This is a genomic window from Streptomyces sp. PL-25 (assembly GCF_058344915.1).
Genome location: NZ_CP136997.1, coordinates 2,394,118 through 2,416,511, shown reverse-complemented (window position 1 = coordinate 2,416,511; position 22,394 = coordinate 2,394,118). Strand labels below are relative to the sequence as shown.

Sequence of the window (22,394 nt, the reverse complement as noted above, 5' to 3'; positions counted from 1 at the left end):
GAACGCCGGGTTACGCGGCGACGGCGACCGGGGCGACGGCCGTGTAGTGCGAGGCGTCCCCCTCCAGGGAACGGCTCTCCGCGCCGTCGACGCCGACCGGGACGTCACCGGCCACCGTCACCCGGTTCAGGCGGCGCGGCAGGCCGTCGTAGTTGTCGATGGCGTAGTGCTGGGTGATGCGGTTGTCGAACAGCACCAGCTGGTGCTCCGACCAGCGCCAGCGCAGCACGTTCTCCGGCCGGGTGACGTACGCCTGGAGCAGGTCCAGGATCTTGCGCGACTCCGGCACCGACAGGCCCGCGATCCGCTGCGCGAACCCGCCGATGAACAGCCCGCGCTCGCCGGTCAGCGGATGCACCCGCACCACCGGGTGCACGGTGCGGTACCGGATCGAGGTGAACTGCGCGCGCCGGACGGCCTCCTCCTCGTCGACCGCCTCCTCGGGCACGGCGTAGTCGTAGTCGTTGGTGTGCTCGGCCCACAGCGTGTCGGCCAGTCGGCGCAGCGGCTCGGGCAGGTCGCGGTAGGCCGCCGCGGCGTTCGCGATCAGTGTCTCGCCCCCGTACGGCGGGACCGTGACGCTGCGCAGGGTGCTGGCCTGCGGCGGGTTGAGCACGAACGTGACGTCGGTGTGCCAGTGGTTGGCACGGCCCTGCTCGCTGTCCACGGGCAGCACGTTCGGGGCGCCCTCGACCGCCGGCACGGTCGGATGGGCGGTGGTGAGGTCGCCGAAGTGACGGGCGAACGCCTCCTGGCCCGCGTCGTCCAGGCGCACATCGTCGAAGACGAGCGCCTTGTGCGTGTTCAGGGCCTCGCGCAGCGCGGCGACGGTCCGCGCGCCGAGCGGCCGGGCGAGGTCGACGCCGCCGACCCGGGCGCCGATGCGGGCGGTGACCTTGTGGATCTCGATGGACATGATCAGGTCCTCTCGGAGAGCGGCCGGTCCGCGGACCGGCCGTCGGACGGCGGACGGTCAGACGGTGGTCAGGGCACTGGACAGGGCGGGGGCCAGGTGCTGGTTGGCGGGCCGCGGCAGGCCGTAGCGCTCCCGCAGGGTCTGCCGCGGCCCGTACCCGGAGCGCAGCAGCCCGCGGGCGCGCAGCAGCGGGACGACATGCTCGACGAAGGCGTCGAGACCGGACGGCAGCACCGCGGGCATGATGTTGAACCCGTCGGCGGCGCCCTCGGTGAACCACGTCCCGATCGCGTCCGCGACCTGCTCGGGCGTCCCCGCGAAGGTCAGATGGCCGCGCCCGCCGCCGAGCCTGCCGATCAGCTGCCGCACGGTCAGCCGCTCGCCGCGGGCCAGCTCCACCACGAGCGTGTACCGGCTCTTGGCGCCCTCGACGGCCGACTCCGGCGGCAGGTCGGCGGGCAGCTCGCGGTCCAGGTGCAGCGTGCCCGGCTCCAGCCGCAGCAGGTTCTCCAGGCGGAGTCGGCCGTGCTCGGGCACGATGTGCTCGTCCAGGACCTGCTCCGCCGCCCGCGCCTCCGCCTCGGTCGACCCGAGCACCGGCACGATGCCGGGCAGCACCTTCAGCAGCTCCGGGTCGCGGCCCGCCCGCCGGGTGAGCCGCTTCAGATCGGCGTAGAACGCCCGCGCGCCCGCCAGCGACTGCTGCGCGGTGAACACCGCCTCCGCGTACCGCGCCGCGAACGCCTTCCCGTCGGCGGAGGAGCCCGCCTGCACCAGCAGCGGGTAACCCTGCGGGGAGCGGGGCACGTTGAGCGCGCCCGCCACCTTGAAGTACGACCCCTCGTGCCGGGCCGGATGGATCTTCGCGTCGTCGCCCCACACCCCGGCCGCCTTGTCGGCGACGATCGTGTCGTCCTCCCAGCTGTCCCACAGCTTGCGCACCACGTCCACGAACTCGGCGGCCCGCGCGTACCGTTCGGCGTGCGCGGGCTCCGCGTCCAGACCGAAGTTGCGGGCCGCCTCGGCACCGGCGGTGGTGACGATGTTCCAGCCCGCCCGGCCGCCGCTGACGATGTCCAGCGAGGCGAACCTGCGCGCCAGGTTGTAGGGGGAGTTGTAGGAGGTCGACGCGGTGGCGATCAGACCGATGTGCTCGGTGGCGGTGGCCAGCGCGGTGAGCAGGGTGAGCGGTTCCAGGGCGCCCGCGGGCCGCTGCGCGACCGTGTTCCACAGCTGCGGGCCGTCCGCCAGGAACAGCGAGTCGAAGGTGCCGCGCTCGGCGGTCCGGGCCAGTTGTGTGTAGTGCGCCAGGTCGACGTGCGCGTACGGGTCGCTCTCCGGCAGCCGCCACGACGCCTCGTGGTGGCCGGTGTTCATCAGGAACGCGTTGAGGTGCAGCGTGCGCGGGCCGGGGCCGGTGCTGCCGGGTGCGGGGGTGCGGATGGTCATGCGGGGTCCTCCGTGACGCCCAGGGCGGTGAGCAGCCGCTCCCGGTACGCGCCGAGCAGCGGGTCCCGGTACGAGCGCGGATGCGGGCGGTCGATGGTCAGGTCGAGGCCGATACGGCCCTTGTCGAGGACGAGGACACGGTCGGCGAGCACGATCGCCTCGTCCACGTCGTGGGTGACGAGCAGCACCGAGGGCCGGTGGCGCTGCCACAGCCGGCGCAGCAGCGCGTGCATCCGGATCCGGGTGAGGGCGTCCAGCGCGCCGAACGGCTCGTCGGCCAGCAGCAGTTCGGGCTCGCGGACCAGGGAGCGGGCCAGTGCCGCGCGCTGCGCCTCACCGCCCGACAGCTCGCTCGGCCAGGCCCGCTCCCGGCCCGCGAGGCCCACCTCGGCGAGGGCGGCCCGGCCGCGTGCGGCGGCGTCCTTGCCGTCCGCGCCGAGCAGGACGTTGTCCAGCACCCGCCGCCAGGGCAGCAGCCGGGAGTCCTGGAAGACCACCGACACCCGCTCCGGCGCCCGCAGTTCACCGCTGCCGGCCACCTGGTGGTCCAGGCCCGCCACGGCCCGCAGCAGGGTGCTCTTGCCGGAGCCGCTGTGCCCGAGCAGCGCGGTGAACTGCCCGGCCGGCAGGCTGAGATCGATGCCGTCGAGCACCGTACGGCCCTCGAACGACCGGGTCAGGGAGCGCAGTTCCACCGCGGTGGAGGTGGCAGGGCCCCCGGTCAGCTGCTCAGTGTGCGGCGCCACGACAGCACCCTCCGTTCGATCAGGCGGACCACGCTGTCGGAGACCAGGCCGAAGACGCCGTAGATCAGCAGGCCGACGAGGATCACGTCCGTCTGGCCGTAGTTCTGCGCCTGGAACATCAGATAGCCGAGGCCGCTGGTGGCGTTGATCTGCTCCAGCACCACCAGGCCCAGCCAGGACCCGGTGACCCCGAGGCGCAGGCCGACGAAGAAGCCGGGCAGCGCGCCGGGCACGACGATCTGCCGTACGAACGCCCACCGGGACAGGCCCTGCACCTCGGCCAGCTCCACATAGCGGCTGTCGATGCCGGACAGCGCGGCGTGCGTGTTCAGATAGACCGGGATGTAGACGACGATCGCGATGATCGCGACCTTGAAGGTCTCGCCGATGCCCAGCCACAGGATGAACAGCGGGATCAGCCCCAGGGTGGGGACGGCGCGGTTGAGGTTGACGGTCCCGTCGATCAGCGCCTCGCCGGTCCGGGTGAGCCCGGCGGCGAGCGCCAGCAGCACCCCGCCGGTCAGACCGAGCGCGAAGCCGTAGGCGGCCCGGCGCAGCGAGGTCAGCACATCGGTGGGCAGCGTCCCCTCGGTCCACAGGTGACCGGCGGTGCGCAGCACCGTCCAGGGCGCCGGGACCGCGCCCGGGTCGAGCCGCCCGGCGGCGGAGGCCGCGGCCCACAGGACCAGGACGAGGAGGGGACCGGCCAGCCGGGCGGCGGGCAGCCGCCGGCCGGGCGTCAGCGGGCGCGGCCGACGGGGGCGCCGGGTGCGCGGCGCCGGACCCCCGGGGGCCGGTCCCGCCGGTCCCGCGGAGACCCGGGCGTCCGGGGCGTCGGGGATGCCGGGGGTGTCCGAAGGCGTGGTGGAGGGGGTGGCCGAGGTCGTCACCGCGCTCACCTCCGGTACTCGGCCGGTACGGCACGGGCCGCGAGCGCCTCGAAGCGCCGGTCGAACAGCGAGCCGACCTCGAACCGCTTCACGAACCCGCCCTCGGCGAGCAGATCCGCCGTCTCCTGCTCCCACCTGACCGCCTCGTCCCAGCTCGGCGGGAACAGCGGCTTGTTGGCGAGCTTCGTGACCGCCTCGGCCTGCGCCAGGGACAGGTTCTGCGTCTTCACGTAGAACTCCCGGTTCCACTCGTCCGGGTGCTCCCACTGCCACACCTGGCCCCGGGCCCAGTGCGGTATGTACGCGGCGATCGCGGCGGCCTTCGCCCGGTCGGCCAGCACCGCGGCCGGCGCCCACAGCAGATTGAGCAGGTCGACGACGTCGGTGGGGATGGTGCGCGCGCCCTTGGACCCGTACTGGTTCAGATAGGCGGGCGCCTGGCTGTTGCCGAGCGGGGCCACGTCCACCTGGCCGGACTGGAGGGCGGTGAGGAACTGGTTGCTGGTGAGCGGCACCAGCCGTACGTCGTCGTGGGCGAGGCCCGCCTCCTTCAGCGCCCGCAGCAGCACCACCCCCTGCGCCTGCCCCTGGGAGAAGGCGAGTTTGCGCCCCTTGAAGTCCGCGGTCGTGCGGATGTCGCTGCCGGGTGCGGTGGCGAACAGGTAATTCGGCTTGCGGGTCAGGCCGATCGCGACGATCCGCGCGTCGTAGCCCTGGTAGTGCGCCTGGATCGGCGGAATGCCCGCGTTGGTGGCGACGTCCAGGGAATGCGCGCGGAAGGCGTTGATGACATCCGGCCCGGCGCCGATGTTCAGCCAGTCCGACACGGTGAACGGCAGCTTCCCCAGTTTCCCCAGCCGGAACTGGAGCTGCTGGGTCTCCTGGTACGAGGCGATCTTCAGGCTGGTGCCCGGCGGCACCGTACCGGCGAGCGGGGCGGACAGGTCGGCGGACGACCCGGAGGCGGCGGCACTCGGCCCGGCGCAGCCGCTCAGTCCCGTCACCGCGACGGCGGCACCGAGCAGGGAGGAGAGGAGCAGGCGCCGGTCGGGGCCGGACACCGGTACGGAAGGCATGGCGGAACTCCACGGGTTCACGGGGGCGGCAGACATGCGGAATTCCGGGCGGCGGCCTGCGCGGCGGGCGGCAGGCACGGGCAACACGGAGGGAATTCACACACGACGGGAACGAGTGCCGGAAGCACACGGGGATCGAGTGCCGGAAGCACACAGGGATCGAGTGCGGAAAGCACACGGGAAGAACCGGAGGGAAAGCGCTCCGGGGCGCGTCAACGGGTCAGCAACAAAGAGTGCGACAGCTCGTGAGCGGGCTCATGGGGAAATGTTCCCGTTCTCGCGCAACCCCTGTCAACATTCGGAGTTTTTGAATTAATGAACGTCGTGTGACACGGCCAGTGGATCCCGGTACAGCACGTCCAGGGCCACCGCGCCGCCCGCCACCGCGAGCACGGAGTCCGTGAATCCGGTGGGCACCACCGCCTGCGCCCGCCGCGCCCCGACCGCCTCCCGCAGCGCCGCCAGACAGTCCGCCCGGTACATCGCGCCGACCTCGGTGACCACCACGGTCTCCGGGTTGAGCACGTCCAGCAGCAGCCCCGCCGCCCGCCCGGTCAGCCGCGACCGCTCCACCAGCAGCCGTACGGCCGCCGGGTCGCCCGCCCCGGCCGCGGCGAGCACGCGCATCGGGTTCGCCCCGGCGGCCACCCCGGCCGCCCGCGCCCGCCGGCACAGGGTCCGCTCGCTCAACTCCGCCTGGAGGCAGCCGGTCCGCCCGCACGCGCAGGGCTCCGTACCGCCCGGCAGCGGCAGATGGGCGATCGCTCCCGCCTGCGACCGGGGCCCGTGGTGCACCTCGTCGTTGGTGGCGAAGGCCGCGTCGACCACATTGCCGACGAACAGCTTCAGCACGCTCCGGCTGCCGCGCGCCCGCCCGAACAGCCGCTCCGCGTTGACCAGCGCCCGCGCGTGCCCGTCCACGTGCACCGGCAGCCCCGTACGGGCGCGCAGCACGTCCCGCACCGGCACGTCCCGCCAGTGGAGCAGGGGGTGTTCGACGACGGTCCCTGAGTCCCGGTCCACCCAGCCGCCGGAGGCGAACCCGATCCCGAGGGGCCGTGCGCCGGGCACCTGGGCCAGCAGCGCGGCGAGCCCCTCGGCGGCGCGTTCGAGCACCTGGAGCGGCCCGGCACCGGCGTGCCCGGTCCGCCGCTCGGCGACGACCCGGCCGCGCAGGTCGAGCAGGGCCACCGTGGTGTACGGCACGGCCAGGTGCACCCCGCCGACCAGGAACCCGCGGCCGTCCAGCTCGACGGGCACATGTGGCCGGCCCGCGCCCCTGGACCGGGCGGGCACCGCGGCCTCGCGGATCAGCCCCAGCCCGGCGAGCCGGGCGCAGTGCTCCGACACGGAGGCCGGGGAGAGACCGGTCAGCCGGGCGATGGTGCTGCGGGCCACCGGTCCGTGCTCCAGCACCGAGCGCAGCACACCGCTGGCGCTGGTGCGGCGCCGGTCGGGATCGGCCACCCGGGAGACCGGGGGCGCGGGAGGCACGGGGCCGGGCGCGGGCCCGGGGAAGGACGTCCGGGTGGTTGCCGCGGCGGCTCGGGGCATGAGGAAGCTCCTGGCGGGATGAGGGGGAGGGGGCCGGCACTGCACCGTCTGCGAGGAGAAGCGGGGCGGACCGGTCTCCCGCCCCTACCGGGAGCGGCGACAGGTGGCCGTGCCCTGGCGTCGCAGGTCGACATAGCGACGCGACGAGAAGTACCGGGCCTGGGCAACCACGTGTTCGAAGCTAGCGCAACGCCCCACCGCTGCCCAGACCGCGACCGACGGGCGAGACGACGACCGGCGACCGGGGGCCGGGCGGGGGGAGGAGGAGAAGAGGGGGACCGGAGCACGCGCCGGGCCGCGGGCCGTGTCGGGGAGGCCACGCCCGCTCAGTGACCGGTGTCACGTCGGGCCGCTTGCCCCCGCCGTTCTTTGTGCGGAGCCGACCAAGCCCGCGTTCCAGCCTTTGTCGAGCGCGGACGGTGATCGGTTCGAGCACGCTGGGATAGCGTCACGGTGTTCCCGACTGTCCTCACCCCGCGGAGTCCCCATGAGCACCGCTGCCGTTCCTGCCCGCACCGGCCAGGTCCTCGCCGACCTCCTGCCCGCCTCCCGTGTCCGGGACGCCGCTCTCGTGCTCGGCGGCGCCGCGCTCACCGGGATCGCCGCCCAGATCGCCGTCCCCGTGCCCGGCTCCCCGGTGCCGGTGACCGGCCAGACCTTCGCCGCGCTGCTGGTCGGCACCGCGCTCGGCGCCCGCCGCGGTCTGCTCTCCCTGATGCTGTACGCGGTCGCCGGTGTCGCGGGCATGCCGTGGTTCGCGGAGGGCGGCTCGGGCGCGGGCGCCCCCTCCTTCGGCTACGTCCTCGGCATGCTGCTCGCCTCCGCCGCCGTCGGCGCGCTGGCCCGCCGCGGCGCGGACCGCGACGTGTGGCGCATGGCCGGCACGATGCTCCTGGGCGAGGCGGTCATCTACGCCATCGGCGTGCCCTACCTGGCCCTGGCCACCGGCATGTCCGCCTCCGCCGCCGTCGCGGCCGGCCTGACCCCGTTCCTGATCGGCGACCTCCTCAAGGCCGCCCTGGCGATGGGCGCGCTGCCCACCGCCTGGAAGTTCGCCGGCAAGCGCTGACCCGCCCGCGCGGCGAAGCCCGCGAGCGAGCGCACAAGAGCGGAGGGAGCCTCTCGGGGCTCCCTCCGCTCTCGCGTTCCCGCGCCCGCCGCCGGCGGACCCGCGGGGCGGTCAGCCGGCCGTGACGTGCTCGGTCCCGCCCGCGCCGTCCGCGCTCTCGTCGGTGGCGGCGGTGTCAGCGGCCGTACCGGCCACGGCCGCCCGCCGGTGCCCGCCCAGCCGCTCCCTGGCCACGGCGATCACCAGTACGACCGCCGCCACCAGCAGCGACAGCAGTACGGTCTCGCGGCCGTCGTGCTCGGTGTCGGTGAGCATGTAGCCCAGGACGAAGACGATCACGGCCGCCGCTGCCCAGGTCAGATACGGGTACAGCCACATCCGCACGACCAGCTTCTCCGGCGCCTCACGCTGGATGATCTTCCGCATGCGCAGCTGGGAGAAGCAGATCACCAGCCACACGAACAGGGCGACCGCACCGGAGGAGTTGACGAGGAAGAGGAAGACGGAGTCCGGGAACTTGTAGTTGAAGAAGACGGCCACGAAGCCGAAGGCGACCGAGACGAGGATCGCGGTCCGCGGCACCCCGCGCCCGGTGGTGCGGGCGAACGCCCTCGGCGCGTCCCCGCGCTCGCCGAGCGAGAAGGCCATGCGGGAGGCGGTGTAGAGGCCGGAGTTGAGACAGGACAGCACCGAGGTCAGCACGATGAAGTTCATGATCTGACCGGCGTGCGCGATACCGAGGGAGTCCAGGGCGGCGACGTAGGAGCCCTTGTCGGCGATCGACTTGGCGTCCCAGGGGATGAGGGAGACGACGACGAGGATCGAGCCGAGGTAGAAGACGGCGATGCGCCAGATGATGCTGTTGGTCGACTTGGTGACCGCGCGCTGCGGGTCCTCGGACTCACCGGCCGCCAGGGTGGCGATCTCGCTGCCCATGAAGGAGAAGACGACGAGCAGCACACCGGTGAGGATCGAACCGGGGCCGTGCGGCAGGAAGCCGCCGTGGCCGGTGAGGTTGCCGAAGGACGCCTGGTCGGCGTGGACGCCGGGCAGCACGCCGAAGATGGCCAGCAGGCCGACGACGATGAAGGCGCCGATCGCCACGACCTTGATCCCGGCGAACCAGAACTCGAACTCGCCGTAGGAGCCGACGGAGATCAGGTTGGTGGCGGTGAGCACCAGCATCACGATCAGCGCCCAGCCCCACTGGGGCACGGCGGGCACCCAGCCGGAGAGGATCTTCGCGCCCGCCGTGGCCTCGACGGCGAGCACGACGACCCAGAAGAACCAGTACAGCCAGCCGATGGAGAACCCGGCCCAGCGCCCGAGCGCTCGGTCGGCGTGCGCGGAGAAGGAGCCGGAGGCGGGGTTGGCGGCGGACATCTCGCCGAGCATGCGCATCACGAGGACGACGAGGGTGCCGACGAGGGCGTAGGAGAGGAGGATGCCGGGGCCGGCGGTGGCGATTCCGGAACTGGAGCCGACGAAGAGGCCGGCGCCGATGACGCCGCCGATCGCGATCATCGACAGATGTCGGTTCTTGAGTCCGGCCTGGAGCCCGGAACCGGGTCCGTCCGGGGTGGGGTGGCCGCTTCCAGCCTGCTGCAGGGTCGGCTGCGAGGTCATGGGGGATTCCTTTTGCGCCGGGTGAGCGTTTTCCCGTACGAGCGGCGTACGAGTCGGTTCAGTGAATCGGAGGCAAAGGAATTCGTGAACCTTCGAAACGTAATCGTTACTTGAGGTTTCTTTGAGGTTCGCAGTTCGCCCTGCATTTCTTCCGTGCATATCCCGGACACAATGCGGGCACGCCGCGGGCACGATCCGGGCGGCGGGGCGGGCTCGACCCGAGCCGCCCGCCCGGGATCCGCCGTGTCACACTCGGACCATGCGCGTGTATCTCGGCTCGGACCATGCGGGCTTCGAACTCAAGAACCACCTCGTCGAATGGCTCAAGGAGGCGGGCCACGAGCCCGTCGACTGCGGACCGCACCTCTATGACGCCCAGGACGACTACCCGCCCTTCTGCCTCCGCGCCGCCGAGCGCACGGCGGGCGACCCGGACGCCCTCGGCATCGTGATCGGCGGCTCCGGCAACGGCGAGCAGATCGCCGCCAACAAGGTCAAGGGCGTCCGGGCCGCCCTCGCCTGGAGCGAGGAGACCGCGTCCCTCGGCCGCCAGCACAACAACGCCAACGTCGTCGCGGTCGGCGCGCGCATGCACTCGACCGAGGACGCGACGAAGTTCGTCGAGACCTTCCTCGCCACCCCCTTCTCCGGTGACGAGCGCCACATCCGCCGCATCGACATGCTCTCGGCCTACGAGACCACCGGCGACCTGCCCCCGATCCCGCCCCACCACCCGCAGCAGTAGCGTCCGGACACCCGCCCCTCCGACCGGCCGACCGGGGCTTGCCCCCTCGGAAGGGGCGGGACCGGCCGGCCTCCCCAGGGCCGTCCCAGAGCCTGTCCCCAGGGGCTCCCCAGGCGTCCCGTAGCCTGTCCTCCCCGGGGCGGCTTCCCGAGGGATGCCCTCTCCAGGAGGCTTCCCGAGGATGTCCTCTCCGGGTGTCCCCCTCGGTGTCCTCCCCGGGGCCGCAAGGGGCGGAGGATGGAGAGCTTCAGGTACTCCCTGCTCATCGTGTCCTCCCCGGGGGCGCAGGGGGCGGAGCCCCCGCCGGGGGCCGGGGGCGGAGCCCCGGGGCGGGTGACTTCTCGACTCACCGAGACGGGCGGGTGGGTGGGAAAGGACGGGGTCCGGGGCGAAGCCCCGCATGGGCGCCCGTCCCCACCCCGACCACCCCCACCGCGCCCCGCGACAACTCACCCACGCCCACGAAAGGAACCCGCACCGTGCCGGAAGGGCACACCATCCACCGCCTGGCACAGGACTACGCCGCCCGCTTCGCCGACGGCACCCCCACCCACGTGACCAGCCCCCAGGGCAAGTTCTCCGCCGCCGCGACCCTGCTCACCCCAGCGGAGCTGACCCGCACCGAGGCCCACGGCAAGCACCTCTTCCTCCGCTTCCGCACCGCCGACTGGGTCCACATCCACCTCGGCCTCTTCGGCAAGGTCACCTTCGGCGACGCCCCCGCGCCCCCGCCCACGGACACCGTCCGCCTCCGCCTCGCCAACGCCACCGCGTACGTCGACCTGCGCGGCCCCACCACCTGCGCCCTGATCACCGAGCCCGAGAAGCAGGCGATACACGACCGCCTCGGCCCCGACCCGCTGCGCCCCGACGCCGACCCGGCCGCCGCCTACGCCCGGGTGCGCCGCAGCCGTACGACGATCGCCGCCCTGCTGATGGACCAGAAGGTCATCGCGGGCGTGGGCAACGTCTACCGCGCCGAGGTCCTCTTCCGGCACGGCATCGACCCGTACCGGCCGGGCAAGGACATCACCCCCGCCGAGTGGGACGCGATCTGGACCGACCTCGTCGCCCTCATGCGCGAGGGCGTCCGCAACAACCGCATCGACACGGTCCGCCCCGAGCACACCCCCGAGGCCATGGGCCGCCCGCCGCGCGTCGACGACCACGGCGGCGAGGTCTACGTCTACCGCCGGGCCACCCTGCCCTGCCACATCTGCGCGACCGAGATCCGCACCGCCGACCTGGCCGCCCGCAACCTCTTCTGGTGCCCCGCCTGCCAGCAGCGCTGACCGCCGCTCCGCCCGCCGCCGTTCTGCCCGCCGCCGCCCCGCCCCCACCCCGGGGCAGGCGACGGGAACGTACCGGCCGGTCCGGTCCTAGAACCCGTGCGGCAGCCAGGGCGCGACCGCCGAGCCGAACCCCACGGCCGCCTCCGCCAGCGTCCCGCCGCGCAGCTCCCGTACCCGCCCGGCCGCGGCCAGCGCGGTCAGCGGCACCCCGCCGAGATACGCCGCCCCCAGCTCCCGTACGGACAGCGCGAGATCGGCGGCGTCCGACGTGCGCTCGCACACCGCGCCCTTCGCGTCCCCGCTCAGCCGCCACCGCCCGGCGTTCCACCCGCAGAAGGCGTCCTCCACCTCCAGGACCACGTCCACCGGCGCCTGGTACGTCCGCGCGGCCAGCGCCGCCCCGACGTCCACGAGACGTACGTACAGCGAGTCCCGCTGCCGCGTCCGGCACCGCCGGATGTCGCTCACCAGGTACTGCCAGGCGTCGTCGACCGGCCGGTTCCGCAGCGACAGCCGCGACGTCAGGTCGATGTCGAACAGGAACCGCCACAGCGCCGCGTCGGACAGCGGATCGAGCGCGCCCAGCTCGGCGAGTTCCACCGTGCCCTCGGGCCCGCCGTCCTCCCAGACCGGCCTGACCCGGTACCGGGCGTACCCGGTGACCTCTCCGCCGCGCTCGGCGAGCACGCACTGCAACGGCGAGGCGCCCCCGCGCAGGCTCTCCACGTCGAGCAGCCCGAGCCGTTCCCAGCCCGGCCGCCGGGCCAGCATCCCGGGCCGGCCGGGCACCAGCCGTGCGTACACCGCCTCGCACGCGTCGACCGCGTCGGCGGGCTCCGCGTACCGCAGCCGTACGCCGTCCGTGCCGTCCGGGACGGACAGCCCGGCCCGGCCGGTGTCGATGTCGGCGCGCAGCTGGAAGCTCGCCGCGCCGTACCCGAACCGGCCGTAGATCCCGGGCTCGGAGGCCGTCAGCAGGGCCAGCGGCTCGCCCGAGGACCGCACGTCGTCGAGCTGGCGCCGCATCATCGACGTCAGCAGTCCGCGCCGCCGGTGCGTGGCGGCCACGCCGACCATGGTCACTCCCGCGGCCGGCACCGCGGCGCCGCCGGGCACGGTGACCCGGAAGCTGAACGCCCCCGCCGTGGCCACGCACGTGTCCCCGTCCCAGACGCCCAGCGAACGGCCGCACTCGGTCAGGGTGCGGTAGAGGTCCCTCTCCTCGCCCGGCTCCGGGACACCGCCGAAGGCGCGGATCAGGTTGTCGTACCACGTGTCCCACTCGTCGGGCCGCAGCACCCTCAGCTCGGTCGCAAGATCGGTTGCCATGTGCCATCCCTACCAGCACCCCACGGCCCGGTCGAAACAATTTTGCCGGGGGTGGCGACGCGGAGGCTTCCTGTGAAGTTCACTGTGAAGTCGAGCCCCGGACGGGGGATAAGTCGGACCTCCCGTGCCAACCGGCGGGTCCGATGGATAGGGTCCCGAACTAATGGCAGCAGAACGAGGGCGGCGCGCGGAAGCCGAGACGTTCACGGCCCGGTTGAAGATGCAGTGGCACCGGGCCCGCGTCGGCGTGCGCCGAGCCGCCGTCGACTACTTCCGCGGCGACGGCTCGGACTGGATCGCGCTGGGCGGTCTGCTGGTGACCATTCCCGTGATCGCCGCGCTGACGCTCGTCGACTCGGTGTGGTTCTCGCCGGTCGCGCTCGTCCTGCCCATCGTCGCCGGCGGCCTCCTGCTGCGCCCGGCCAGCCTGCTCGGCCTGTACGCGGCGGCGGCCACGGCCCTCATCGTGGAGTCCGTCCGGCTCGGCCCGTACACCGAGGGCCCCTCACGGGTGACACCGGGCGTGGTGCTGGTGGTCGCCGCCTGCGGCTTCTTCGGCCTGCTGATCGCACAGTTCCGCAGCCGCGTCGGCGTGCCCTGGCGGCGCGGCGGCACCATGCTCTTCGACCTGCGCGAACGCATCCGCGTACAGAGCCAGCTGCCCCGGCTGCCCGGTACCTGGCACCACGAGATGGCGCTGCGCCCCGCCGGCGGCCAGTCCTTCTCCGGCGACTTCGTCGTCGCCGCCCGCACCAACGGCGGCCGCACCCTGGAGGTCGTCCTCACCGACGTCTCCGGCAAGGGCATGGACGCGGGCTCGCGGGCGCTGCTGCTCTCCGGGGCGTTCGGCGGTCTGCTCGGCAGCCTGCCCCCGCACGCCTTCCTGCCCGCCGCCAACGGCTATCTGCTTCGCCAGGACTGGGAGGAGGGCTTCGCCACCTCCATCCACCTCGTCCTCGATCTGGACTCCGGCGACTACGAGCTGTACTCCGCGGGCCACCCGCCGGGCCTCCAGCTCAGCGCGGGCACCGGCCGCTGGGAGGAGAAGGCCGCCGAGGGGCCCCTGCTCGGCGTGTACGACGGCGCCCAGTTCGACTCGGTCAAGGGCTCCCTGCGCCCCGGCGACGTCCTGATGCTCTTCACCGACGGCCTGGTGGAGACCGCCGAGCGCGACATCGCCGAGGGCATCGACCGCCTCACCGGCGAGGCCGACCGCTATGTCGCCGGCGGCTTCCACGGCGCCGCCTGGCATCTGATCGAGGCGGTGGCCAAGGACGTCAACGACGACCGCGCGCTCCTGCTGATCTGCCGCGAGGGCCCGACCGCCACCGCCCGTTGAAGACCGGCCACCCTGGCCGGTATGTGATGCATCTGTGGATGTTCCGACCCCGGATTGCACCCGCGATCCGGCAGTTGGTAGAGATGGGACGGCTGTGTCGTGACTCCGGGACCCGGACGTCGACGGTCCACAGCCCTGGACATCCGTCATGTCTCGTACATCTCGAATGTCCAGATGTTCGGAAGTCCTGATGGGGGAGGCGAGTTCGGCGTGAAGTTCGATATGGGTGCGCAGACGTTGTCGACGTTGACGCGTGATTCGCGTGGGTCGAGTGATGATCTGGGGTCGTTGATCCGTCAGTTGGTGCAGGCGGTGGAGCCGTTGGAGGGGAAGTTCAACGGTACGGGGCGGCGGATGTTCGATGAGTTCAAGGGGCGGGCGGACGGGATCGCGCGTGAGTTGAATGCGTCGTTGTCGGCGATTGTGGGTGGTCAGTCGGGGATGGACGGTGCGTTCTCGTCGGGTGATCAGGAGCAGGGTGACAATGCGCGGCATCACATGGGTGCGGCGAATTTCGATGCGGCGCGGTTCCGCTGATCCGTCGGGGTCGTTCGTGTCGTTCGTGTCGTTGGTGTTGTCTGTTCGGTTGTTTTTCTGTTTCACGGGGAGTGGTGTGTGATGGCGGGTTCGGGTTCGGATCGTCGTTCGTATGACACGGGTGCGTCGTCGGATGTGCAGGGGAGTCTTCAGGCGGTGGTGGCGCGGTTGGAGGAGGTGATCGGGCAGCGTGATCGTCAGGTGAAGGCGGCGATGGCTGATTTCACGGCTGATGGTGTGGCGGATGAGTATCACGGCAAGGAGCAGCGGTGGAATCGTGCGTCGCAGGAGGTGCGGAACATCATCGGGCTGGTGAAGTCGACGTTGGAGAAGAATGATGCGACGGCGCAGTCGACGTTGGCGAAGGCGAAGTCGGCGGTGGACAACATCGGCTGAGGGGCCGGTTTCGTGGGGTCTGCTGTAGGTCGTGGTGGGTACGGGGGTTGTCGGTGTCGGGCTGGGATCTGAAGCCGCAGGGTATTTCGGGTGTGTTGAGGACGACGGGTGAGTCGGCGTCGCATCTGGAGACGTACGGGAAGGCGTTCGGGGAGCATTTGACGTCGGCGGCGACGTATGCGGGGACGATCTCGGCGGATGCGGGCGGGGGCGGTGGCTCCGGGGGTAAGGACGGTAAGGGGCAGGGGGGTCTGGTGGCGTTGGCTCTGTCGCAGTGGGCGGAGCATGCGTCGAAGGATCTGCAGTTCGTGGCGGCGCGGGCGGGTAAGTCGTTGCAGGGTGTGGTGGATGCGACGACGGCGTATCTGAATGGTGATGAGGAGATGGCGGCGCGTGCGCAGCGTGCTGCGTTGAAGGCGCCGAAGCTGGATGCTCCCGGGGTGGGTGCGGGGTGATCAAGCCTGAGGAGATTCCGCAGTTCACGGGTGATCTGGAACTGCTGGAGAAGGCGTACGGGAACCTGAAGACGGACGCGGGCCACATCCGCTCGACCGGTCAGGACGTCCATACCAGGTTCCAGGGGTTGTCGGCGTATTACAGGGCTCCGGAGGCGGAGCAGTTGTTCGCGTCGACGAAGCCGGTGAAGGATCGTGCGGACACGTTCGCGACCGGGCTGGAGTCGGTGTCGGGGGCGTTGTCGGGGTATGCGACGGAGATCCGTCCGCTGGTGAAGAAGCTGGAGGATCTGAAGGACGAGGCGACGACGTTCGTCGATTCGGTCAAGGACGATGACGACTGGCAGTACGACGGTGACAAGGTCGATCACCACAACCGGATCCGGGACGAGATCACGCGGACGGTCGCGGCGTTCTGGGCGGCGGAGCGTACCTGTCACAACAAGATCACCGCGTTGTTCCACGGTACGCAGATGGTCGCGGGGGACGGTTCGGACCGCAAGGACCAGTACGGGTTCGACGCGGATGATCTGAAGAACGCGAAGCTTCCCTGGGGTGACCCGGTGGAGGAGAAGCATCACTGGTACGAGGTGGGTCACTGGGTCAAGTCGTTCGTGTGGGACGGCCTGATCGTGGACGGTGTGTGGGGCACGATCAAGGGCCTGGGGACGCTGGTCGGTTTCGGTGGCTGGGAGGCGATGGGCCAGGCGTGGAAGGGCCTCGCGCAACTCGCCACCGGCCTGGTCCTGACCTCCCTGCCGGGTCTGGGCACGCTGTTCTGGGCGCTGCCCGACGACAAGCTCCCGTCCTGGATCCGTGATTCGCGCACGGCGATGAAGGAGACGGGGAAGGCGCTGGTGGCGTGGGACGAGTGGGGCAAGAACCCCGCCCGCGCGGCCGGTGCGGTCACGTTCAATGTGCTGACCACGGTGTTCACGGGTGGTGCGGGGGGTGCGGCGTCGGGTGCGGGCAAGGCCGGCGCGGTCGCCAAGGCACTGTCGGTGGCGGGCAAGGCGGGCAGGGTCATCGATCCGATGACGTATGTGGCCAAGGGTGCGGGTGCGGGCCTGTCGAAGATCGGGGACATCACCAAGGCTTTGAAGGGCATCGGCAAGATCGACATGCCGACGCTGCCGGACGGTTCGGTCCACCTGCCCGACGGACGGCTGCTGGACCCGCACGGCAACATCACGGCTGCCAACGGCATCCCCGAGACCACACCGGTCCCGCACGAGACCGTCCCGAACGCCCCGAAGGTCCCGGGCCTTCCCGACAGCTGGACGATCCACGGGCAGCAGCCTGTCCACACCGGCGTACACACCGGCGCGGACGGCGTGTCCCACACGGCCGACCCGGCCGCGCACTACGGCCACACGCCGTCACCGTCGCCGTACGACCACACGGTCCCGCCGTCCTCGTACGACCACACGCCGCCGCCGTCGTCCTACGACCACGCCCCGGCCTCGTACGACCACACCCCGACGCACACGCCGACGCACGACGTCCCGACGCACACGCCGACCCACGACGTGCCCACGCACGACGTCCCCGGCAGCGGCGGGCACGGTCACACCTCGGACGCGCCGAACGGCCACGGTCACGGTCACGGCCATGACGGCACGGGACACACCGAGCACGGCGGTGGTGACCACACCGACCACCACGGCGGCGGGCACCACACGGACGGCCATGCCGACGACGCCTCGCACGTGGGCGACCACGTGGACCTCGACCACCCGGTCCTCGACGCCACCGCGCACCACGGCGCCGACGCCCCGGCGACCCCGGTCCACGACCACGCGGACGTGCCGGGACACGGCACCGGGGAACCGTTCGAGTACAAGCCCCTCATGTCGGGGGACGAGTTCGACAACCTGGCCACCGACGCGGAGAAGCACGCGGTGGCCGCGGCCGAACTGACACCCGGCACGAACCTGGAGCCCAGCTTCAGCGACGAGGCGGGACAGGCGTACGGCGACAGTTACTGGAACGATTTCCTGGACGACCTCGATCCGGACGCCAGGGATGCGCTGTACACCTACAGCGATCACTACTACACACAGATCAACGGCCATCTCCGCTCCGGGATGGACGTGTCCCAGCACATCCTGGACACCATTGACAACATGGACGAGGTGATGGGCACCCGGCCAGTGCCCGAGGACGTCATGGTCATCCGAGGCACCGGCATTGACCACCTCAATTTGAGGTCGCCCCTCGAGATGGAGGGCCGTGTCTTCGGCGATCTCGCCTACACCTCCACGGCGTTCGGCGAGACGGTACCGCCAGCGTTCAGGTACAAACCGGTGGTCATGCACTGGAGGGTCCCCAAGGGTACGCCCGCCCTCTGGATCGACCACATCTCAGCCAACCCGGGAGAACGGGAAATCCTTCTTGCCCGCGGTACGGACTACAAGGTGACGCGGGTCTTCATGGACGACGCGGGCAAGTGGCATGTTTACGGTGAGGTCCTCCCGAGGCCGTAACCTCGTTGAGCATCGGGCACAGGTAAAGGAACGTGGACTTCATGAGTAATGAACAGCCGGTCAACCCGCGCTTGGAAGATGACCTGAGGTTCGTGGAGAGGGCGGGTGGCCCGCCCCGCTATCAGGACTGGACCGAGAAGCCGGTGCGGTACTTCACGGTGGTCGACAAGCAGGGCGGGGCCATTCTCGGTTACGTGTGGGCCGGTGACGAGGATGATGCCGCCGCGTACGAGCCTCGGCAGGCGGCCGGTCCTCGTGGCGTGAACGAGGGCGGCTCCTGGGGACGTCGGCTGCGTGCGGCCAAGGAACGGGGAGTCCGCCCGACCCAGGCGCTCGCGGAGCTGTACGGCGACCCCGAGCCGGGCGGCAAGGGACGCCCCCTTTCTGGTTCCTTGGCGGATGCACCGAACGCGGCGGCCGTCGAAGCCCTCGCCAAAGGCGACTGAACTGCCGCCTCTCGGCGGGTGAGCTGCCTTTGTGAAGGAACCCGCCCCGGCCGCCGGGACCGGTCCGCCGGATGCCGTGGCGGTCTCGCCGGGTACGTGGCACGCTGCCCGTCAGGGCACGGGGGAAGGGGCCGTGGGGCTCCACCCCGGGTGTACGGGCGGCCCGGCCATGCCATATGTTGCGGAAGCGAAGTAGGGGGATCCGCGATGCCGCAGGAAAGGCCGCCCCGGACGGGGCGGGCGCAGGCGCCGGTGCGCGCCGGGGCGGAGATGAGTCCGGCCGAGGTCGAGGCCGTCGCCCGTGCCGCGCACGCCGGGCAGACGGACAAGGCCGGACGGCCGTACGCCGAGCACCTGTCGGCCGTCGCCGAGGGCGTCCGCGCCCGCGGCGGAGGCGACGACCTGGTCGCCGCCGCCTGGCTGCACGACGCCCTGGAGGACGGCGCGCTCAGCGAGGAGTGGCTCGACGCGGCCCCGCTGCCCGCCCGTACCAAGGACGCCGTACGGGCCGTGACCAAGCGGCCGGGCGAGGAACCGGAGGCGTACGCGCGCCGGATCCTGGCCGCGCCCGGCGCCCGTCTGGTCAAGGCGGCCGACCTCGCGCACAACGCCGACCCGCGGCGCCTGGCCGCACTGGACGAGCCCACCGCACGGCGGCTCGCGCACAAGTACGCCACGATGCGCGGCCACCTCGGACTCGGCCCGGACGACTGACGAGCGCGCGGACGACGGGCACCGGCACGGGCGACGAGCACGGGCGCGGAGCCACGAGACACGGTCACAGCAAACAGCTACTGCACAGGACGACGGGATGGCACGGGACTACGACAGCCAGCTGCTCGAGTCGGTGGCGGTGCGCCGGCGCCGGATGCGCGACGCACTGCTGTTCGGCGCGCAGCGCGGACGGCGCACGGTCGACGAACGGCTCGGCAAGGTCTTCGCGGGCATCGCCATCGCCGCCGTCCTGTGCGCGGGCTGCGTCGGCTGGTCGTTCCTCCAGGCGACCCTGGCCAAGCAGAAGGCCGACCAGAAGAAGCAGCAGCAACAGCAGGAGCAGATGTACAACCCGTCGGGTACGCCGGCCCCTTCGGCGACCGGCGGCGCCAAGGCTACGGAGAAGCCGTGAAGACGATGTGCGTGGTCACCATGGTCACGTCACGCGGACCCGTGACGGAGAAGACGCGATGATAGGTTCCGGTGAGTGGTGAGCACAGCAACGACGTCCCGGACCCAGCTGAGCCGGGTCACCCTGGTCGGTGAACGCCGACGTGCCGACATCGTCCTGCCGTCGGACACCCCGATCGGCCAACTGCTCCCCGACATCCTGCGGCTGCTCGACGACCGGGCCTCCACCCGCCCGGCCACCCGGCAGCTGATCACCTCCGACGGCTCGGTCCTGCCGCACGACGCGACCCTGTCCTCGGCCGGGATCCCCGACGGTGCCGTCCTCCAGCTCGTGCGCGCCCACGCCGCGCCGCCGGCCCCGGTCGTGCACGACGTCACCGACCAGGTCGCCGACGACCTCGACCTGCGTGCCTGGCGCTGGCGCCCGGCCGCGCGCCGGGCCAGCGCCGGGGTCGCCACGGTCGGCTTCGCGGTGGCCGCGGGCGTGCTCGCCCGGCGCGAGTTCGCGCTGGAGAGCGTCACCACCGCCCTCGCGGTGGTCACCGTGGTCTGCCTGGTCGCCGGCGCCCTGGTGGCCCGGATCGGCCAGGGCAACCGGGGGCTCGCCACCGCGCTGCTGCTCGCCACCGGCGGACTCGGACTGCTCACCGCCTGGACCGCCGCCGACGCCTACGACTGGTCCGGGACCGCCCGGCTGGCCGGTGTCGTCGCGGCCCTGGTGGTCACCCTCGTCCTCCTCGCGTACTTCTCGCCCCTGGGCCGCGGCGGACTCGTCGGCGCCGGTGCGGCGACCGCGATCGCCGTCGTGTGGGAGGCCGTCGCCGCGCTCCAGGACCGGCCGGACCGGCTGGGCGCGGTGATGGCGGTCTTCTCCGTCGTGCTGCTCGGCCTGCTGCCCCGGCTCGCGCTGATGGCGTCCGGGCTCACCGGACTCGACGACCGGCGCTCCTCGGGCGCGTCGGTCAGCCGCCACCAGGTCGCCAACGCGCTCGCCGCCACCCACCGCGGACTCGCCCTGGCCACGGTGGTCACCGCGGTCTCGGCCGCGGCCGGCGGCTGGCTGCTGACCACCGCCCACGAGCCGACCGTGTGGACGGTGGCGCTGGCCGCGCTGACGGCCGTCGTCCTGCTGTCGCGGGCGCGGGCCTTCCCGCTGGTCGCGGAGGTCGTGGCGCTGCTCGCGGCGGCGGCCGTGCTCGTCGTGCGGCTGGCGGTGCTGTGGCTGCACCACGCGGGCGGGGCGGGCGCGCTGGTGCTGCTCGGCGCGGCCGGGCTGCTGCCGCTGCTCGTCCTCGCGGTGGAGCCGCCCGAGCACGTACGGGTGCGGCTGCGCCGGTTCGCCGACCTGATCGAGTCCCTCGGCGTGATCGGGCTCTTCCCGCTCGCCGTCGGGGTGTTCGGCATCTACGGGCAACTGCTCGACAAGTTCTGAGACTCACGGACCACTCACGGACGACGCGCCGGCGCTCCGGGCGGGACGACGAGGCGGGGAAGAAGGCGACATGCCCAACGGGGACAACTGGCAGAACGACGTGCTGCGCGACTTGAGGAACACCGCGCCCCGGCGCGGCCCGCAGGAGGAGACCGCGGCGCCGCGGCCGGCGGGACCGGAGGGGCAGCAGCCCCCGGCTCCGGGCCCGGCCGCACCGGCGTACGGCTATCCGCACCCGAACCCGAACCCGCAGGCGGAGGCCCAGGCCCCCGCTCCGGCGTACGGCTACCCGCACGCCCAGACCCCCGCCGGGCCGCAGGCCCAGGCCGCCCCCTACCCGGCCCAGCCCCAGGCACCCTTCCCCGCGGAGGCCCAGGCCCCGGCCCCTTTCCCGGCGCAGGCCCCGGCCCCGCAGGCGTACCAGCCCCCGCGGGCCCAGCCCCAGCAGCCGTACCAGCCCCAGCAGCCCGCCGCGCCCCAGCAGCCGTACCAGCCGCAGCAGCCCGCCGCACCCCACCAGCCCGCCGCCCAGTACCCCGGCACCCCGCAGCGCGGCGCCGCCCCCGACTCGCGTCCCGTGGTCGACAAGCGGCTGGCCGCCACCGGGGGCAAGCCGCGCCGCGGCGAGCCGTTCGCGGCGCGGGCGCTGCGCGCGGTGCGCCGTACCGTGTCCTCCTCGGCCGCGCGCGAGGTCGCCGAGACCACCGCCGTCGCCGAGGTGCTCCAGCAGGCCGTCACCACCGGCCGGCAGATCGCCGTGACCTCCATCCGCGGCGGTTCCGGCAAGACCACCGTCGCCGCGCTGCTCTCCACCACCTACGCGCACTACCGGCAGGACCCGGTGCTGGTCGTGGAGGCCGACCCGGCGCTCGGCTCGCTGCCGCTGCGCCTGGGCGCCGAGAGCCTGCGCTGGACCACCGGCGACCTCGCCGGACTGGTCGAACCGCAGATGTCCCTGCTGGACGTCACCGGCTACCTGGTCCAGCTGCCCGACAACGCCTGGCTGCTGCCCGGCAGCCAGGGCCAGGTCGGCGCGATGCTCGACACCCGCGGCTACGAGCGCGTCATGGTGTCGTTGCGCCGCTACTTCGGCGTGACCGTCGTGGACTGCGAGACGCTGCCCGCCGAGGTCGCCCGCACGGCGCTGTCCGCCGCCCAGGCCCGGGTGCTCACCGTGCCCGCCACCCTGGAGGGCCTGGCCAGCACGCACGCCGTCCTGGAGTGGATGCGCGGCCTGCCCCGGTCCGTCACCACCTCCACCGTCGTCCTGCTCACCGAGACCGTGCCGCACACCGGGCTCGACCTGGACAAGGCGGCCGAACAGCTGAAGGAGACCGGGGCGAGCGTGCGCGTCCTGCCCTACGACCGGCATCTGGCGGCCGGCGGCGCGATCCGCACCGACCTGCTCGCCCGCGCCACCCGGCAGGCCGCCACCGAACTGGCCGCCGAGGTCTTCCGGCTGTCCCAGACACGCCGCTGAACCCCG

At 72.4% G+C, this 22,394-nt stretch carries 21 protein-coding genes; 13 read left to right on the top strand and 8 right to left on the bottom strand.

Features of this window, described 5'->3' with window-relative positions:
* Positions 1-10: 10 nt before the first annotated feature.
* The 6 genes from R4Z62_RS10725 to R4Z62_RS10700 all read right to left on the bottom strand — a co-directional run bounded on the left by R4Z62_RS10725 (position 11) and on the right by R4Z62_RS10700 (position 6,631).
* Positions 11-916: a TauD/TfdA dioxygenase family protein gene (locus tag R4Z62_RS10725; protein WP_491519672.1), complete on the bottom strand. Its 906-nt coding sequence runs from the start codon at positions 914-916 to the stop codon at positions 11-13.
* A 57-nt stretch (positions 917-973) separates the two neighbouring features.
* Positions 974-2,365: an LLM class flavin-dependent oxidoreductase gene (locus R4Z62_RS10720; RefSeq protein ID WP_491519671.1), complete on the bottom strand. Its 1,392-nt coding sequence runs from the start codon at positions 2,363-2,365 to the stop codon at positions 974-976.
* Positions 2,362-3,111 (bottom strand): ABC transporter ATP-binding protein, encoded by a 750-nt coding sequence (locus R4Z62_RS10715; protein ID WP_491519670.1) that lies wholly within the window; start codon positions 3,109-3,111, stop codon positions 2,362-2,364. Before R4Z62_RS10715 ends, R4Z62_RS10720 begins: the two co-directional genes overlap by 4 nt.
* Positions 3,087-4,001 carry an ABC transporter permease gene (locus R4Z62_RS10710; RefSeq protein ID WP_491519669.1) on the bottom strand — a complete coding sequence of 305 codons (915 nt, stop codon included), beginning with the start codon at positions 3,999-4,001 and terminating at the stop codon, positions 3,087-3,089. The genes R4Z62_RS10715 and R4Z62_RS10710 overlap by 25 nt, the downstream gene beginning before the upstream one ends.
* Positions 4,002-4,006: 5 nt before the next feature.
* Positions 4,007-5,077: an ABC transporter substrate-binding protein gene (locus R4Z62_RS10705; RefSeq protein WP_491519668.1), complete on the bottom strand. Its 1,071-nt coding sequence runs from the start codon at positions 5,075-5,077 to the stop codon at positions 4,007-4,009.
* Between the two features lie 312 nt (positions 5,078-5,389).
* Positions 5,390-6,631: an ROK family protein gene (locus R4Z62_RS10700; protein ID WP_491519667.1), complete on the bottom strand. Its 1,242-nt coding sequence runs from the start codon at positions 6,629-6,631 to the stop codon at positions 5,390-5,392.
* Positions 6,632-7,118: 487 nt separating this feature from the next.
* Here R4Z62_RS10700 and R4Z62_RS10695 point away from each other — a divergent pair, with 487 nt between their 5' ends.
* On the top strand, positions 7,119-7,700 hold the full coding sequence (locus R4Z62_RS10695) for a biotin transporter BioY (protein WP_491519666.1): 582 nt from the start codon (positions 7,119-7,121) through the stop codon (positions 7,698-7,700).
* A 111-nt stretch (positions 7,701-7,811) separates the two neighbouring features.
* Here the strand turns inward: R4Z62_RS10695 and R4Z62_RS10690 are convergent, their stop codons facing one another.
* Entirely contained in the window at positions 7,812-9,326 is a 1,515-nt protein-coding gene (locus R4Z62_RS10690) for an amino acid permease (RefSeq protein WP_491519665.1), read from the bottom strand.
* A 259-nt stretch (positions 9,327-9,585) separates the two neighbouring features.
* Here R4Z62_RS10690 and R4Z62_RS10685 point away from each other — a divergent pair, with 259 nt between their 5' ends.
* Both R4Z62_RS10685 and R4Z62_RS10680 read left to right on the top strand, forming a co-directional pair.
* Entirely contained in the window at positions 9,586-10,071 is a 486-nt protein-coding gene (locus tag R4Z62_RS10685; protein WP_064533157.1) for a ribose-5-phosphate isomerase, read from the top strand.
* 479 nt (positions 10,072-10,550) lie between these two features.
* Positions 10,551-11,363, top strand: a complete 813-nt coding sequence (locus R4Z62_RS10680; RefSeq protein WP_064533156.1) for an Fpg/Nei family DNA glycosylase — start codon at positions 10,551-10,553, stop codon at positions 11,361-11,363.
* An 87-nt stretch (positions 11,364-11,450) separates the two neighbouring features.
* Here R4Z62_RS10680 and R4Z62_RS10675 read toward each other — a convergent pair whose 3' ends face one another.
* The gene (locus R4Z62_RS10675) at positions 11,451-12,692 is read right to left on the bottom strand and encodes a GNAT family N-acetyltransferase (protein ID WP_491519664.1); all 1,242 of its coding nucleotides are present in this window, start codon (positions 12,690-12,692) and stop codon (positions 11,451-11,453) included.
* Between the two features lie 163 nt (positions 12,693-12,855).
* On the opposite strand from R4Z62_RS10675, the gene R4Z62_RS10670 reads away from it, so the two are divergent.
* The 10 genes from R4Z62_RS10670 to R4Z62_RS10625 all read left to right on the top strand — a co-directional run bounded on the left by R4Z62_RS10670 (position 12,856) and on the right by R4Z62_RS10625 (position 22,388).
* A complete protein-coding gene (locus R4Z62_RS10670; protein WP_064533154.1) occupies positions 12,856-14,031 on the top strand; it encodes a PP2C family protein-serine/threonine phosphatase in 1,176 nt (391 codons plus the stop codon).
* A 210-nt stretch (positions 14,032-14,241) separates the two neighbouring features.
* Entirely contained in the window at positions 14,242-14,568 is a 327-nt protein-coding gene (locus R4Z62_RS10665; protein WP_382851107.1) for a hypothetical protein, read from the top strand.
* An 81-nt stretch (positions 14,569-14,649) separates the two neighbouring features.
* Positions 14,650-14,964 carry a pore-forming ESAT-6 family protein gene (locus R4Z62_RS10660; protein WP_389598429.1) on the top strand — a complete coding sequence of 105 codons (315 nt, stop codon included), beginning with the start codon at positions 14,650-14,652 and terminating at the stop codon, positions 14,962-14,964.
* A 53-nt stretch (positions 14,965-15,017) separates the two neighbouring features.
* Positions 15,018-15,419: a DUF6507 family protein gene (locus R4Z62_RS10655; RefSeq protein ID WP_491519663.1), complete on the top strand. Its 402-nt coding sequence runs from the start codon at positions 15,018-15,020 to the stop codon at positions 15,417-15,419.
* Positions 15,416-17,905 (top strand): ADP-ribosyltransferase, encoded by a 2,490-nt coding sequence (locus R4Z62_RS10650; protein ID WP_491519662.1) that lies wholly within the window; start codon positions 15,416-15,418, stop codon positions 17,903-17,905. Before R4Z62_RS10655 ends, R4Z62_RS10650 begins: the two co-directional genes overlap by 4 nt.
* A 41-nt stretch (positions 17,906-17,946) precedes the next feature.
* Positions 17,947-18,351 carry a hypothetical protein gene (locus R4Z62_RS10645; protein ID WP_389602219.1) on the top strand — a complete coding sequence of 135 codons (405 nt, stop codon included), beginning with the start codon at positions 17,947-17,949 and terminating at the stop codon, positions 18,349-18,351.
* 270 nt (positions 18,352-18,621) lie between these two features.
* A complete protein-coding gene (locus R4Z62_RS10640) occupies positions 18,622-19,065 on the top strand; it encodes an HD domain-containing protein (RefSeq protein ID WP_064537412.1) in 444 nt (147 codons plus the stop codon).
* 97 nt (positions 19,066-19,162) lie between these two features.
* Positions 19,163-19,477, top strand: a complete 315-nt coding sequence (locus R4Z62_RS10635; RefSeq protein WP_018570833.1) for a hypothetical protein — start codon at positions 19,163-19,165, stop codon at positions 19,475-19,477.
* 75 nt (positions 19,478-19,552) lie between these two features.
* A complete protein-coding gene (eccD, locus tag R4Z62_RS10630; protein ID WP_064533150.1) occupies positions 19,553-20,908 on the top strand; it encodes a type VII secretion integral membrane protein EccD in 1,356 nt (451 codons plus the stop codon).
* Between the two features lie 70 nt (positions 20,909-20,978).
* Positions 20,979-22,388 carry a MinD/ParA family ATP-binding protein gene (locus R4Z62_RS10625; protein WP_491519661.1) on the top strand — a complete coding sequence of 470 codons (1,410 nt, stop codon included), beginning with the start codon at positions 20,979-20,981 and terminating at the stop codon, positions 22,386-22,388.
* The last annotated feature ends 6 nt before the right edge of the window (positions 22,389-22,394 follow it).